Consider the following 14,753-nt stretch of genomic DNA (forward strand, 5'->3'; position numbering starts at 1 on the left):
GCATTTGCGGGCGTTTTACTCCAGGGTTTTGGAATTACACGTTAATGAATCTTTTAAAATCACTGGCGGCAGTCAGTTCGATGACCATGTTTTCGCGCGTGTTGGGTTTTGCGCGTGATGCGATTGTCGCTCGTATTTTTGGTGCAGGAATGGCAACCGACGCCTTCTTCGTCGCGTTCAAGTTACCAAACCTTTTACGGCGTATTTTTGCTGAGGGCGCGTTCTCTCAGGCTTTTGTGCCAATTCTTGCCGAATATAAAAGCAAGCAGGGCGAAGACGCGACTCGCGTTTTTGTATCCTATGTCTCTGGGTTACTGACGCTGATACTGGCTTTGGTGACCGCTGCCGGTATGCTTGCGGCACCGTGGGTGATTACCGTGACGGCGCCAGGGTTTGCTGATTCGCCTGATAAGTTCTTGCTGACGACGCAGCTGCTGCGCATCACTTTCCCCTATATTCTGTTGATTTCGCTGGCTTCTTTGGTTGGTGCGATTCTCAACACCTGGAACCGTTTTTCGGTACCTGCTTTTGCCCCAACTTTCCTCAACGTGAGCATGATTGGTTTTGCGTTGTTTGCTGCGCCGTACTTTAATCCGCCAATGCTGGCCATGGCGTGGGCGGTGACGGTTGGCGGTATTTTACAGCTCGCCTATCAGCTGCCGCACTTGAAAAAAATCGGCATGCTGGTGCTACCGCGAATTAATCTCAAAGATGCGGGAGCCGTACGGGTAGTTAAGCAGATGGGTCCGGCAATTCTTGGCGTATCCGTCAGCCAGATCTCTCTGATCATTAACACTATTTTTGCCTCGTTTTTGGTCTCCGGGTCCGTTTCGTGGATGTATTACGCCGATCGCCTGATGGAGTTCCCATCCGGCGTGCTGGGTGTGGCGCTAGGGACCATCCTCCTACCTTCGCTGTCCAAGAGTTTCGCCAGCGGCAACCATGATGAGTACTGCCGGTTGATGGATTGGGGATTGCGCCTGTGCTTCCTGCTTGCGCTGCCCAGCGCCGTAGCGCTAGGGATACTCGCCAAGCCGCTAACCGTTGCGTTGTTCCAGTATGGTAAATTTACCGCCTTTGATGCGGCGATGACGCAACGTGCGTTGGTGGCATATTCCGTTGGCCTGATGGGACTGATTGTTGTGAAAGTGCTGGCTCCCGGCTTCTATTCGCGTCAGGACATCAAAACGCCGGTGAAAATAGCGATAGTCACGCTTATTATGACGCAGGTAATGAACCTGGCATTTATTGGCCCGCTGAAGCACGCGGGTTTGTCATTATCGATTGGCCTGGCTGCCTGCCTTAACGCCGCATTGTTGTACTGGCAATTGCGCAAGCAGAAAATTTTCACTCCTCAGCCGGGCTGGTTCCTGTTCTTGTTGCGCTTGGTGGTTGCGGTAGTGGTGATGGCTACGGCGCTGCTCGGCATGATGTACGTGATGCCTGAGTGGTCGCTGGGGACGATGCCATTGCGTCTGCTGCGTTTGATGGCGGTTGTTGCGGTTGGCGTCATTGCCTACTTCGCGACGCTGTTACTGCTCGGTTTTCGGGTGAAAGAGTTCGCGCGCCGTACGGCCTGAGCCGACAGGATAAAGTAAAAGCCGCTCTGCAATCTATGCAGAGCGGCTTTTTTTACCTAACGGTACGCTGTGCCGAGACGACCCGGGCGCTTTCCAGTAAGCGGATCCCAAGAGCAATCGCACCGGTAATGACCGCCAACGTCACCACGCCACTCCAGCCCGCAGCTACATACAGTTTGCTGCCAAGGACGGAGCCCAGTGACATACCAATAAATACCCCGGTGAACAGCAGCGCGTTCAGGCGACCACGTGCCTGAGGTTCCAGACCATAAACCAGATTCTGGTGGGCCACGAGGCTGGATTGTAGCCCGAGGTCAAAGCCGATAGCCGAGATGGCTATCAGGATCAGCTGGCCGTGCGGCGGCAGTATCGGTAGCAGGAACATCAGAGCAAAAGAGACGGTAACCAGCGCGGCACCCAATTGCGTAACCTTTTCTGCCCCAAATTTATCGGCGAGGCCTCCGGCCAGCGGTGCGGCGAGCGCCCCGGCGGCACCTGCAATACCAAACCCGCCGGCTACCGCGCTCCCCATCTGATAATGCGCCAGCAACATGACCGCCAGCGTTGACCAGAATGCGCTGAAGGCAATAGAAAGGAAACCCTGAGCAAATGCGGCGCGACGCAGTGCCGGATAGCGTTGCCACAGATGCGCCATAGATTTCATCAACTGCGGGTAGCTTAGGGTTGAGTGAATTTCAAAGCGTGGCAGCACGCGCCACATGACCAGGCCAATCAGCGCGATACTGACAGCTGCGGCCTGATACATCACTCTCCAGCCGAACAAGGCACCGACTAATCCGCTGACGGTTCGCGAGAGCAGGATCCCGAGCAGCAGGCCGGTCATAACCGTACCCACCATTTTCCCTTGTTTGCCCGCCGGAGCCAGGATGGCCGCAGCCGGTACGATATCCTGAGCCATTGTTGCCGCCATGCCGATAAGCAGACTAACAATCAGCAGTGAAGTCAGTTGGCCAGTCAGGCTACACAACAGTAAAAGTACTGCCAGTGCGACGCTTTTCATCAGAATCAGGTTCCTGCGGTCGTGGCGGTCGCCAAGCGGCAGAAGAAAAAGAATGCCCAGCGCGTAACCCGCTTGCGTTAGGGTTGGAACCAGCCCCATTCCCTCTATGCTCAGATGCAGGTTAGCCCCCATCAGCGGTAGTAGCGGTTGAGCGTAATAGATTGAGGCGACGCTAAAGCCTGCGCCCAGGGCGAGTATAAAAATAACCCATCCGGCGGCGCGGGAAGTGAGTGGAGTTGATGTCATGATGAATTCCTCGTAGAAGCGATGGCGCTATTTTTCCCGGAATAGGGTTGGCGTGGTAGATAGGCCGGTGGTAAAACGGTTATACGTAAAGCGTATAGGCAAAAGAAAAATGAAGAAGCAGGAGCGTATAGATCGAATAGAACTGATGCGAACTTTTATTCGTATCGTTGAGGCTGGTTCTCTCTCAGCGGCAGCTGTACAGATGAATACGACTCAGGCAACGGTAAGTCGACGATTACAGTCTCTGGAAGCCCTGCTTGGCGCGAAGCTGATTCTACGTACCACCCATGCGATGAAGTTAACCGATGATGGAGAGCGCTGTTATCAGCATGCCCGACAGGTTGTAGATGCCTGGCTGGCACTGGAAGACGATCTACGCATTACAGACGATCGGCCGGTCGGCGTATTGCGGGTAAGGGCGCCTCACGCATTTGGTCAGCAGCAACTATTAGGACCATTAGTAGGGTTTCTACAGCGCTATCCGCAGCTGTCAGTGGAGTGGATGCTGAATGATAAGACAGTGGACTTTCTCAGTGACGGTATCGACTGCGCGATTCGTGTAGGCGCTGAAGTCGATCCAGCGACGGTGTCGGTACAACTGGCTGTGGTTCCACGTAGCGTTGTTGCCTCACCGTCATTACTGGCGAACTCTCCGACCTTAAAGACTCCGCAGGAGATGTCGGCACTGCCGTGGGTAGCAATCAGTACATTTTATCAGCATGAAGTGATGCTGCAATCACAGACCGACGGTCGGCAAATTACCTTTGCTATTGCCCCCTGTCTGAGTACCGATAGCGTACATGTGGCACGCAATACCGCGTTGGCTGGACTAGGGGTAGCGATAGTCTCAAGCTGGGCAGTTGCGGAAGATATCGCCGTCGGGCGGTTGGTTGAATTGTTTCCGCAGTGGCGGGCTTCTTCGCTACCTGTGCATCTGGTTTATCCGTGGGCGCGTTATTATCCGACACGACTGCGTAAGTTTCTTGATTTGATGCGAGAGGTGATGCCGCAGGTAGCGGGGATGCAGCAGCCGGAAGGGGAATAAAAAAAGACCGGCACAAAGGCCGGTCTTTTTAGGTGTGGAACTTACTCTACAGGTTGCGGGCGAGTAGGCCCAGCTGACGCCTGGTGGGTTGCACTGTGTCCGCCTGCTGCACCTTTACCATTAAAGGCGAAGTCTGGACGAACCCAGTCACTGTGGCGCGGTGCTTCCGACTCATAAGCTGGTGCAGGTGCGCGCGTCATCGGCGCGGTAGCGCTGCGATTAGCTACAACGACAACTGGGGCAACAACCGCTTCAGGCTTAGCTTCAACAACTGGTTCTGCTGCAGGTGCTGGCTGCGCAGTTACAGGAATTTCTTCTACCACAGCAACGTCTTCTACTGCGGCAGGTTCTTCTGCAACCGCCAGCTCTTCTGGTTCGACAGTTTGTTCTGTAGCTGCTTCTACGGCTTCTACGGCTTCAGCGACGACAGCTTCAGCCACGACCTCATCTGTTGACGCGATTAGCTGCGGTTGTTCATCAACCGGCGCGGCAATAACTTCCGGATGAGTTGTTTCTACAACCGGAACTTCAGGTTCGCTGATGACGACTTGCGGCTCAGCGGTAATGGCCTGCTCCGCAACGCTCTCTTCGACCACTGCCGGTGTCACAACTTCAGCGACAACAGTTTCTGCAACAACGGCAGGCAAAACAACGGGTTCTATCGCTGCAGTCGTGAACTCCTGAACCTGAGCTTCTTCTTGCTGCGGGTCCTGCGGGCGAACGACTGGATAACGGATCCACACCTTACCTGACGCCATTTCCGGCGATGCACAGGCTACAGTGAGCGGCATCGGGGATTGAGTCGGGTAACGCTCGTCACGATAGCGACGACGACGCTGACCACTTACGCGCAGATGGCGAGGGGAGCGACGTGAGCGGCGCGGCATACCGTTAGACTCACGAGCATCAGCTTCGCGCGTATCGATGCTTTCGTCGTGCTCAGCAACAGTTTCAACAACAACCGCAGGCAGATCGACTTTTGCCAGTTCCGTACGCGGCGCGACGATTTCCGGCTGTGCGGCTTCTACCGTTTCAACAACCTGCTCGGCGGCGGCAGCGGATTCAACACGAACTTTCTGTGCCAACTGGCGCGGTTTGCGACGTGGCATTGTCTGAACGCGTTCTTCCTGCTCGCTTTCCTGCACGACGGGTTCTTCAAGAGCCTGTGCTTTCGCTTCTTGCGGAGCCTGACGTTTATCATCATTACGACGACGGTTACGCTCGCGACGAGGTTGTTGCTCGTCACGGACTTTGCCTTTCTCCGCATCTTCACCGGTAGTCTGGCGAGGTTCACGTGCCTCGACGTTCTGCTGCTTCTCGCGGCGATTGCGGCGGTTTTCTTCACGAGACTCGCGAGACTCCCGCCCTTCGCCGTTATCAGCACGATTGTCCCGGTTATCACGACGATCGTTGCGATCGCGTCGGTTATTCGAACGCGGTTTACGGCGCTCTTGCTGACGTTCTGTTTTCTCTTCCGCTTTAGCTTCTACCTTAACTTCCGTTGGTTTGGCTTCTTCTGCACCGGAGAACATATTTTTCAACGCGCTAAAGAAGCGCGAGACCAGGCCAGGCTGAGCCGGTGCAGCCGCTTTAGGCGTAGTAGATGCCGCTGGAGTGCTAGCCGCTGGTGAGCTGGTTGATTCATCCTGTGCAGGGGCAGGCGGCGCATCTGGCATCACAAAAGCAGCCAGTGCAGGTTGTTCTGGAAGCTTGCGCTCTGGCGGCTCTTCATCAGAAGGCATCGCCATCTCTTCTTCGTGCAGTTTCGGCAGCAGATAGCTCAGCGTTGAGGTTTCTTCACCTTTACGCACGCGCAGTACAGAGTAGTGTGGGGTTTGCATCTCATCGTTCGGGACGATGATGACGCGTATATCGGTCTGGCGAGTTTCAATGGCGCTAACCGCAGCACGTTTTTCGTTCAGCAGGTAAGAAGCAATCGGTACTGGCACGATAGCGTGGACTTCTTTGGTGTTCTCTTTCAGCGCTTCTTCTTCAATCAGACGAAGAATGGAGAGCGACAGCGACTCGTTGTCACGTACTGTTCCGGTACCAGAACAGCGCGGGCAGACGTGATGGCTGGACTCACCAAGCGATGGGCTCAGGCGCTGACGGGACATCTCCAGCAGGCCAAAGCGAGAAATGTGGCTGATCTGAATACGCGCACGATCCTGGCGCACCGCTTCGCGCAGGCGGTTTTCAACCGCGCGCTGGTGGCGTACTGGAGTCATGTCGATGAAGTCGATAACGATCAGGCCGCCGAGGTCACGTAGACGCAGTTGGCGAGCGATTTCATCCGCTGCTTCCAGGTTAGTGTTGAACGCGGTTTCTTCGATATCGCCGCCGCGGGTAGCGCGTGCGGAGTTGATATCAATTGCGGTCAGTGCTTCGGTGCTGTCGATAACGATAGAACCGCCGGAAGGCAGGCGAACTTCACGCTGGAAAGCAGATTCAATCTGTGACTCAATCTGATAGTGACTGAACAACGGGATTTCACCGGTGTACAGTTTGATTTTGCTGCTGAAATCCGGACGGCCCAGAGCTGCGATATGCTGGCGAGCCAGCTCAAGCACTTTCGGGTTGTCGATAAGGATTTCGCCAATATCCTGACGCAGGTAATCACGGAAAGCACGCACGATAACGTTGCTTTCCTGGTGGATCAGAAATGGCGCAGGGCGGCTTTCGGCTGCTTTCTTGATAGCCTCCCAGTGCTTCAGGCGGAAACTTAAGTCCCACTGCAGAGCTTCAGCGGATTTGCCGACGCCTGCGGTGCGGACGATAAGCCCCATGCCCTCTGGCAGCTCAAGGCTAGCCAGCGCTTCTTTTAACTCGGTACGATCGTCACCCTCGATACGGCGTGAAATACCGCCAGCGCGTGGGTTGTTCGGCATCAGCACCAGATAGCTACCCGCCAGGCTAATAAAAGTGGTGAGGGCGGCACCTTTGTTGCCTCGCTCTTCTTTATCAATCTGAACGATCACTTCCTGGCCTTCACGCAGCACGTCCTTAATGTTAGGGCGGCCATGAGAGTTGTAGTTGGCAGGGAAGTATTCGCGGGCGATTTCTTTGAGGGGGAGGAAACCATGACGCTCGGCACCGTAATCAACAAACGCGGCTTCGAGGCTAGGTTCAATGCGAGTGATTTTGCCTTTGTAGATGTTCGCTTTTTTCTGTTCGTGCCCGGGGCTTTCAATATCCAGGTCGTACAGGCGCTGCCCATCAACAAGGGCGACGCGCAACTCTTCCTGCTGAGTTGCGTTGATTAACATTCTTTTCATCGTAACTTACTCATTATTCTTACATTGACGACTAAGCTACGGGCAGAGTAACGCCTTACCGGGGGAAACCGATGGCCTCGAGTCTGGTTCACGTCGCCAACCTCACGGTTGTCGCGCGCTTAAGAGGCGCAGAGTGTCGGTCGCCTGTATTTCAAACGGAAACACAGTGCAATTATCAGGGGAACTGCCTGGGATGTATCACCAGAGAAGATTCCATTTATACCCATTGTTTTTCAAGTTGCAGGCATGTTGGCTTAACCTGCTCATCTCAATCATTTGACTCAGATGAGCTCCCGGGAATCCCGGAGTTGACGCCTTCCTGCGACGTAAAATCCATAGAGCCTGTACCGGTAAGGACTGCAACCCGCAGCCCGCTAACTGTCTGAAAGATCAATACGTCTTACGCCATTGCTGCGTGGATGATCGGTCAGACAAAATTGGTCATTCCGCTAATTTCTTGTTCTAACAAGATTCAGCACGGAAAACTGCATCATTATTCCATTGCTAAGCTTGTTATAGCAAGTTGACTTTTACCTTTTATCATCCGGTTACTCACAGTTTCTTCACCAGCGTATACAGATTGTTCTAATAACAAACAAAACGACGATGAAGCATGCGATGCAATCCAGATAATGATAAATATAAGCATATAAAAATGAGTGGCGCTAATGCGTCGGGCTATTTAGAATCGCGCACCATGAAAACTGAGACCCCAAGCGTAAAAATGGTTGCCATTGCGGATGATGATGCAGGGCAACGTATCGACAATTTTTTGCGTACGCAACTCAAAGGCGTACCGAAGAGCATGATTTATCGCATCTTGCGTAAAGGCGAGGTGCGGGTGAACAAAAAACGTGTTAAGCCGGAATACAAACTGGAAGCCGGTGACGAAGTACGTATCCCGCCGGTGCGGGTGGCAGAAAGGGAAGAAGAAGCGGTATCCCCGCATCTGCAAAAAGTGGCCGCGCTGGCGGACGTCATTCTCTATGAAGACGATCACATTCTGGTGCTCAATAAGCCTTCAGGTACTGCGGTGCATGGTGGTAGCGGTCTGAGCTTTGGCGTGATCGAAGGTCTGCGTGCGCTGCGCCCGGAGGCTCGCTTCCTGGAACTGGTTCATCGTCTCGATCGGGATACGTCTGGCGTTTTGCTGGTTGCGAAAAAGCGTTCAGCGCTGCGTTCACTGCATGAGCAGCTGCGCGATAAAGGAATGCAGAAAGATTATTTGGCCCTGGTACGCGGACAGTGGCAGTCGCACACCAAAGTAGTGCAGGCTCCTCTGTTGAAAAATATCCTGCAAAGTGGCGAGCGTATTGTTCGGGTCAATCAGGAGGGCAAACCTTCAGAGACCCGCTTTAAGGTGGAAGAACGTTATACCCATGCGACGCTAGTGCGCTGTAGTCCGGTAACCGGTCGTACTCATCAGATCCGTGTGCATACACAATATGCGGGTCACCCGATAGCTTTTGACGATCGTTACGGCGACCGTGAATTCGACAAGCAACTGTCAGGAACCGGCCTTAACCGCCTGTTCCTACATGCCGCAGCTCTGAAATTTACGCATCCGGGAACTGGGGAAGTTATGCGTGTCGAAGCGCCTTTAGATAATCAGCTTAAGCGCTGCCTACAGATTTTGCGTAACGTAAAGTAATTAGTATCAGGCTCAGGGCTTGAGCTACTTATCAAGCCATGGGAAAACCTCCTACTGTTGTGCCTTATAAAAAACGTGGCCAAGTTCTGGCCACGTTTTCGTTTCCAACCCTGCGCATTTTGCGATGCCCATACTTTATGAACTTTGGCTAAGGCGTCGTTGACCTCTTTTAAGGGGCTGAGAAAATCGACGGTACGCAAATCTTCATAAGCCACTTCACCTGCCAGCGAGCGTACAGGGTTAAAAATAGTTACTGACCAGCAAAACGCTTATCGGGCTAACTGCTGAGAATTAACTGACCTTTTGCAGCTTGTCTCATGACATTTAATCAATGCATGCAATAATTATTTATTCTCTATATAAAAAATACACAACAAAGTATCTCACAATCTATTTGTATTACTGATAAAGAAGACGTCACTTCATTTTGGATTTCACTCTACAATAAGAGATATAGCGCATGAACTTTATAAAATAGGGAGTTCTCCCTATAGAAAATAGTAAGGATAGCTGCTTTTTTTGATTTTCAATGTTTGATATGGTTTTGATATATAAGGGTTAATTTATTTGTTCATGTTAGTCGGTATAGCTGTATGACATATACTCCTCAACAATGTAGATACATTTTAAATACAGTGGTGACATTGGCTGGGCTTTTTTTTGAAAAATAACTGAATCGTTTTTGCTAAATGTGATGCACTTCGTAGAAAAGAATGAATTTACTTTTCCTGATATGAAGTTGCGATTTTTTGTATCTATATAATTACGTTTTTTAAACACGTGTGCATCTATTGGTCTACAACTGAAAGAATTGACGCTGGGGATATGCTATGAATAACTCACGACGCTTGGTATATCTCTTAAGCGGCCCTATCATTTTTATTGTGGCTATCTTGCTTTTTTCACATAGCCTGACAACCCCAGGCGCACAGGCTGTCGGTACCTTGCTGTGGATGATCTTTTGGTGGGTTACCCGCCCGGTGCATGTGGCTGTAACCAGCCTCTTGCCCATTATTATTAACGCGCTCTTTAATATTGTGCCGATGGGGAGCATTACGGCCCAGTATTGGTCCGATAGCATCATCCTTATTTTTGGTTCGGGGCTGCTGTGCATCCCCTGGGCTTCGATTGGTTTAGATCGCCGGGTTGCTTTAAAAGTTCTTTCTCTTATCGGCCCATCAATGAAGTCGCAGATTACGGTCTGGTTGCTTGCCAGTATCGTAGCTTCAACCATTCTCCCGAATGTGATGGTTTGCGCATTGTTTACGCCTATTGCTATCGCCATGCTGGCAGCGTCAGGTTATGACGATATACCTTCATGTAAACCAGCGGTTCCAATCCTGTTGGCGATTGGCTGGGGGGTTGGTATTGGTGGTGTAGGGAGTCCTCTGGGAGGAGCGATGAACCTTGCGGCTATCTCAATTCTTGAAGAGCGTATTGGTCACGAGTTTATGTACGTTGACTGGCTCATTCGTATGGCACCGTTTTACATCATTATTTCGATTGTCAGCCTTGCCTGTATGCTGCTGATGCCGCTGAAAGTTAAAATGCTAAATGGAACGCGCGAGTACTTTGAAAAGAATTACCGCGAACTGGGACCAATGACGCGTGATGAGAAAATCTGCGCTTCGCTGTTCATTTTAGGCCTGATTGGCGCTTTTGCGCGTCCTCTGTATGCACCTATTTTTCCGGCACTGTCTCCCGCTCATTTATATCTGATTCTTGGTTGCCTCTGCTTTGTGATAACGACGGTCAAAAAAGGACCGATGCTGACCTGGGAGATGGCGCAAAAAGAGACCATGTGGGGAATGCTTATCCTCTTTGGTGGTGGCTTAGCGTTAGGAAAATTGGTGAATGACTCTGGTGCAAGCGTTGGAATCGCCGGCCTTATCTCAGAATTATCGCTCGATGGTGGACTGCTTACCATTATTGTATTTGTGGTTCTGGCCCGCATCATTTCTGAATCAACAAACTCAACCGCCTCAGCTGCAGTCGTACTGCCTATTGTCCTTGGATTTACCACCAAGCTTGGTTTGAATCCTATTCCCTACTGGTTTATTACCGTGATGGCCTTCAACGCAGAATTTATGCTGCCCATCAGCGTTCGGGCAATCCCAGTAGCCTATGGCCTGGATGCCAGGGCCATGTTCAAAGGAGGAAGCCTGATGGCTCTCATCCATATCATATTCGTGGTGATTGTCGGTTATACATGCTTGAAATTTTGGCCGACGTTCAGCCAACTCTCAGATTTTATGAAATAAGCCCCCCAGGCCAAATTTATGATTTTTAGGTCAGGGGAAGAAAAAAATATTCATGTCTTTTAATTACTGAAAATAGAAGGGAAGATGATGAAAAGCTTTAACTTTAAAATACCGCAAAACATTGAGTTTGGTATCGGCTGCCTAAATAAACTGCCGCAAATCTTAAAGGAAAATCATTCTGAAAATGTGCTCTTGATTTCCGACCCTGGTCTCGAAGGTCTTGGGGTAGTAAAAAAGATAGAAGATATTATTGCAGCTGCGGGAATTCATCATACTACCTGGTTGGGAGTGATTCCGAATCCGACTGTAGACGTCGTAAATGAAGCAACTGCGGTCTACAAGAAATGTGGTGCAACGAGTATCGTGGCGCTCGGCGGCGGTAGTTCGATAGATGTTGCGAAAGCAGTGGGTGTATTAGTTAATTATGGTGGAAGCATCACTGACTACGAAGGGAGCAATAAAGTACCTGGACCGATTATTCCGATGATCGCGATCCCGACCACGGCGGGAACGGGGAGTGAGGTCACGGCTTCGTCGGTCATTACGGATGAAGCCAGGAACTATAAACTCTCAGTTATCAGTTATGAGATTCTGCCAAAATATGCACTTTTGGACCCCGAGTTGATCATGACTGCACCATCACATATTGCTGCTGCATGCGGTATTGATGCGTTGATTCATGCCTTAGAAGCCTATTTATCCACCAGCGCCTCTCCGTTTTCTGATGCCATGGCAGAAAAAGCGATGGAATTAATTGGTGGTAGCCTGCGTCGGTTTATTGCGAATAGAAAAGATGAGGCAGCAGCATGTGACATGATGCTGGGAAGCAATTTTGCCGGTATCGCCTTTGCGTGGGCCAGATTGGGTAATGTGCATGCGATGAGCCATCCGGTAAGCGCTTTTTTCCATGTACCACATGGTGTCGCGAACGCAATTCTTCTACCAACGGTGATTGAATATAATGCGCTTGCCGATTGTGGACGCTATGAGGTGATTTATAATTATATCCGTGAAGGCAATGGTGTATTAAATGGATTTAAGCCGCAGATGCTTGTTGAGGAAATTAAAAAACTTAATGTCGACTGTGGAATTCCTGACTCACTGTCTGCTGTTGGTGTTAAGGCTGAAATGATCCCTGATATGGCAAAAGATGCTATGAAAAGCGGTAATATTCTGGTGAACCCACGGCAGTCGACATTAAAGGATATTATTGCACTTTACGAAAAGGCGTTATGACAGGTTTCTAAAATTTTAATGATTTTTTAAATTAAATTCGCCAGGTTGTGAGAAAAGCTGAGTCATTGTGATCTAAATTCAATGTTCAGCTTTTTCTTATGGAAATGAATTGCGAGAAAAACCATATTTTGTTAAAAACGGATGTAATAGGTCAGAGTATCGGCCCCCGGATTTATAAAAGTAATGGAGAGTGACCATGAACTACGAAAGTGTTGGTCAGTTAAATTTTTTTTCGGAAATGTCAGAACGACAAATATCTGCACGGGAATTTTTTAGTAGCGTGTTATTGGATTCTCTCGAGCGAAACTTTGGTTTCAAAAAAATCTTAATTTCATATTTCGATACCCAGGGGAAGTTTCTTTCATGGGTCAACTGGGATGGTATTCATCTTGATGGTAAAGAGCATCCATACCGTAAGTTTATCGCGAATGATGTTGTCAGGCATGTGATACATCAGGAAGCGGTGGCCGATCAACTCACTTACTTTAATGTCACACCTAGACTATATAAATCAACCGATATTATTAACACGATCGATTATGAACATTCTGGTTACGTGCGATTTCTCGAGGAAAATTTCCAGCAGCATTATGGCGTGACAATGGCATTTGGTATCAATGCCTATATTCAGGTGGCTTTTTTTAAAAATCAGCAAGAGGGCGACTTCACTGATAATGAAATAGCTACGTTAAATAAAATATATGTTTATGTAGCCAACTCATACAAAAACTTCAAGAAGCACGAACAGGCTAAAATTGTCTCAAACATTCAAAATGAGATCATCTCTTCAGGTGAGAAAGCATACTTAATCACTGATGATTTCATGCACATCATGAGTTCAAATGAAATGGCTCAGGGTTTTTTGAAAGATATTCTGGGCCCCTCGATTACCGAAGAGATTAGCAGTACCAGGCCTTGTAACTGGCTCCCATTTTTATTAGGTAATGAAGGTGAGGGAGCTACCACTCATCGTGTCCAGACTCGGGTTATAAAAGACTATATTTTTAAAATCTATACTTATGACCAAAACTATTCAAATGGAATTATTGACACCTACCATTGGATCACCATTTCTCAGAAAGAAGATCGAAAAGTTAATGACTACTCTGGCATCAAATTACCTTTGACCCAGGCGGAACAGAAAGTTGCCGGGCTGATGTATAACGGGTTAACGTATCAGGCAATTGCTGATGAACTGGTAATTAGTTACCATACTGTAAAAAAACACATACAAAATATATACATTAAATGCGGCGTTAACAGTCGCTTTCAATTATATAAGTGGTTTGAAGATAAATAGCCGGCGTAGAGGTTTGAAATAGGGAGTATTCCCTATGTAAAATAGTAAGTCCGGTCGATTTTCTAAAGCATTCATTTTAGATATCCTGAGTTTATAGGGTATTAAAAATAAAAACATTAATGCATGTAAACTATATGTTACATGCATTAATGTTTAAATGAACGCTGAGGAAATGCAGAATGAATCAATCACCACCAGGGATTATTTTCAATATTCAGCGCTTCACTATCCATGATGGCCCAGGTCTGCGCACCGAGTTATTTCTAAAAGGTTGCCCGTTACGTTGCGAATGGTGCAGCAATCCTGAAAGTTTTATGCCTTATGCGCAGGTGGGGGTCTATAAAACAAAATGCATTTCTTATAAAAAATGCGCTGCTTGTGAAGAAACCTGCCCGCAGGAGAATGTACTGCAGTTTTATCGCGGAAAACTGACTTCAATAAAACGCCACGACTGTACAAACTGCCTGGATTGTCATAATGCCTGTCCTTCCGACGCGATTAAGCTATGGGGGAAATCTATGTCGGTAGAAGAGTGCATGAAGGAGATTCGTAAAGATAAAGGCTATTATGAGCGCTCTGGTGGCGGGGTGACGGTTTCTGGTGGCGAACCTTTACTGCAAAGTGATTTTGTCGCCAAATTGTTTCAAGCCTGCAGGAGTGAAGGGATTCAGACTTGTCTTGAGTCATCGTTATATGTGCCATGGAAAAAAGTGCAGAATGTTCTGTCGTACACCGACCTTATTATTTCAGATATTAAACATATGGATCCTGAAATTCATAAAAAATATACTAAAGTATCTAATGATAAAATTCTGAAGAATTTAATAAAGTTAACAGCAGAAAGACATGACATCATTTTACGTATTCCGGTTATTCCAAATGTGAATGATGATATGGCGAATATAGAAGCCACAGCCGATTTTATTCTTAATGAACTCGGCGGGAAAATCCGGACATTACAGCTCTTAAGCTTTATGCGTCTTGGTGAAGAGAAATATACTGCACTGGGCCTTCCTTATAAAATGAAAAACGTGAAGGTTAATCGCAGGTCATTTCAAAAGCATATCCAGATGCTAGCCGAATATTTTAACCAGCGCGGCATTCATTGCGTGGTGGGGACAAAAGAAAAATAGTCAAC

General features: G+C 48.9%; 9 protein-coding genes and 1 pseudogene. 7 read left to right on the top strand and 3 right to left on the bottom strand.

Annotated elements, in window-relative coordinates; translation table 11 throughout:
* Positions 1–44 precede the first annotated feature (44 nt).
* Positions 45–1,580: a murein biosynthesis integral membrane protein MurJ gene (murJ, locus tag QVF11_RS25980; RefSeq protein WP_287860435.1), complete on the top strand. Its 1,536-nt coding sequence runs from the start codon at positions 45–47 to the stop codon at positions 1,578–1,580.
* Between the two features lie 52 nt (positions 1,581–1,632).
* Here the strand turns inward: murJ and QVF11_RS25985 are convergent, their stop codons facing one another.
* Positions 1,633–2,847, bottom strand: a complete 1,215-nt coding sequence (locus QVF11_RS25985) for an MFS transporter (RefSeq protein ID WP_112217211.1) — start codon at positions 2,845–2,847, stop codon at positions 1,633–1,635.
* A gap of 109 nt (positions 2,848–2,956) precedes the next feature.
* On the opposite strand from QVF11_RS25985, the gene QVF11_RS25990 reads away from it, so the two are divergent.
* The gene (locus tag QVF11_RS25990) at positions 2,957–3,892 is read left to right on the top strand and encodes a LysR family transcriptional regulator (protein WP_142512410.1); all 936 of its coding nucleotides are present in this window, start codon (positions 2,957–2,959) and stop codon (positions 3,890–3,892) included.
* A 41-nt stretch (positions 3,893–3,933) separates the two neighbouring features.
* Here the strand turns inward: QVF11_RS25990 and rne are convergent, their stop codons facing one another.
* On the bottom strand, positions 3,934–7,167 hold the full coding sequence (gene rne / locus QVF11_RS25995; RefSeq protein WP_287860437.1) for a ribonuclease E: 3,234 nt from the start codon (positions 7,165–7,167) through the stop codon (positions 3,934–3,936).
* A gap of 697 nt (positions 7,168–7,864) precedes the next feature.
* Here rne and rluC point away from each other — a divergent pair.
* A complete protein-coding gene (gene rluC / locus QVF11_RS26000; protein WP_287860439.1) occupies positions 7,865–8,818 on the top strand; it encodes a 23S rRNA pseudouridine(955/2504/2580) synthase RluC in 954 nt (317 codons plus the stop codon).
* Positions 8,819–8,869: 51 nt separating this feature from the next.
* Here rluC and QVF11_RS26005 read toward each other — a convergent pair.
* Positions 8,870–8,994 (bottom strand): annotated as a pseudogene (locus tag QVF11_RS26005) (hydrolase); the annotation flags it as partial.
* A 654-nt stretch (positions 8,995–9,648) separates the two neighbouring features.
* On the opposite strand from QVF11_RS26005, the gene QVF11_RS26010 reads away from it, so the two are divergent.
* From QVF11_RS26010 to hpfH, 4 genes are all read left to right on the top strand, one after another.
* Positions 9,649–11,079 carry an SLC13 family permease gene (locus tag QVF11_RS26010; RefSeq protein ID WP_287860441.1) on the top strand — a complete coding sequence of 477 codons (1,431 nt, stop codon included), beginning with the start codon at positions 9,649–9,651 and terminating at the stop codon, positions 11,077–11,079.
* A gap of 84 nt (positions 11,080–11,163) precedes the next feature.
* A complete protein-coding gene (locus tag QVF11_RS26015) occupies positions 11,164–12,315 on the top strand; it encodes an iron-containing alcohol dehydrogenase (RefSeq protein ID WP_227015947.1) in 1,152 nt (383 codons plus the stop codon).
* A 196-nt stretch (positions 12,316–12,511) separates the two neighbouring features.
* Entirely contained in the window at positions 12,512–13,615 is a 1,104-nt protein-coding gene (locus QVF11_RS26020) for a response regulator transcription factor (RefSeq protein ID WP_112216831.1), read from the top strand.
* Positions 13,616–13,794: 179 nt separating this feature from the next.
* Positions 13,795–14,748 carry a (2S)-3-sulfopropanediol dehydratase activating enzyme gene (hpfH, locus tag QVF11_RS26025; RefSeq protein ID WP_287860444.1) on the top strand — a complete coding sequence of 318 codons (954 nt, stop codon included), beginning with the start codon at positions 13,795–13,797 and terminating at the stop codon, positions 14,746–14,748.
* Positions 14,749–14,753: the final 5 nt, after the last annotated feature.

Origin of the sequence: Klebsiella sp., assembly GCF_027492335.1 — a bacterium.
GTDB lineage: Bacteria > Pseudomonadota > Gammaproteobacteria > Enterobacterales > Enterobacteriaceae > Klebsiella > Klebsiella huaxiensis.

Excerpts from the sequence above, each read along its gene's own strand:
- murJ (WP_287860435.1), top strand. The coding sequence starts at position 45 with ATGAATCTTTTAAAATCACTGGCGGCAGTCAGTTCGATGACCATGTTT.
- QVF11_RS25985 (WP_112217211.1), bottom strand. The coding sequence starts at position 2,847 with ATGACATCAACTCCACTCACTTCCCGCGCCGCCGGATGGGTTATTTTT.
- QVF11_RS25990 (WP_142512410.1), top strand. The coding sequence starts at position 2,957 with ATGAAGAAGCAGGAGCGTATAGATCGAATAGAACTGATGCGAACTTTT.
- rne (WP_287860437.1), bottom strand. The coding sequence starts at position 7,167 with ATGAAAAGAATGTTAATCAACGCAACTCAGCAGGAAGAGTTGCGCGTC.
- rluC (WP_287860439.1), top strand. The coding sequence starts at position 7,865 with ATGAAAACTGAGACCCCAAGCGTAAAAATGGTTGCCATTGCGGATGAT.
- QVF11_RS26010 (WP_287860441.1), top strand. The coding sequence starts at position 9,649 with ATGAATAACTCACGACGCTTGGTATATCTCTTAAGCGGCCCTATCATT.
- QVF11_RS26015 (WP_227015947.1), top strand. The coding sequence starts at position 11,164 with ATGATGAAAAGCTTTAACTTTAAAATACCGCAAAACATTGAGTTTGGT.
- QVF11_RS26020 (WP_112216831.1), top strand. The coding sequence starts at position 12,512 with ATGAACTACGAAAGTGTTGGTCAGTTAAATTTTTTTTCGGAAATGTCA.
- hpfH (WP_287860444.1), top strand. The coding sequence starts at position 13,795 with ATGAATCAATCACCACCAGGGATTATTTTCAATATTCAGCGCTTCACT.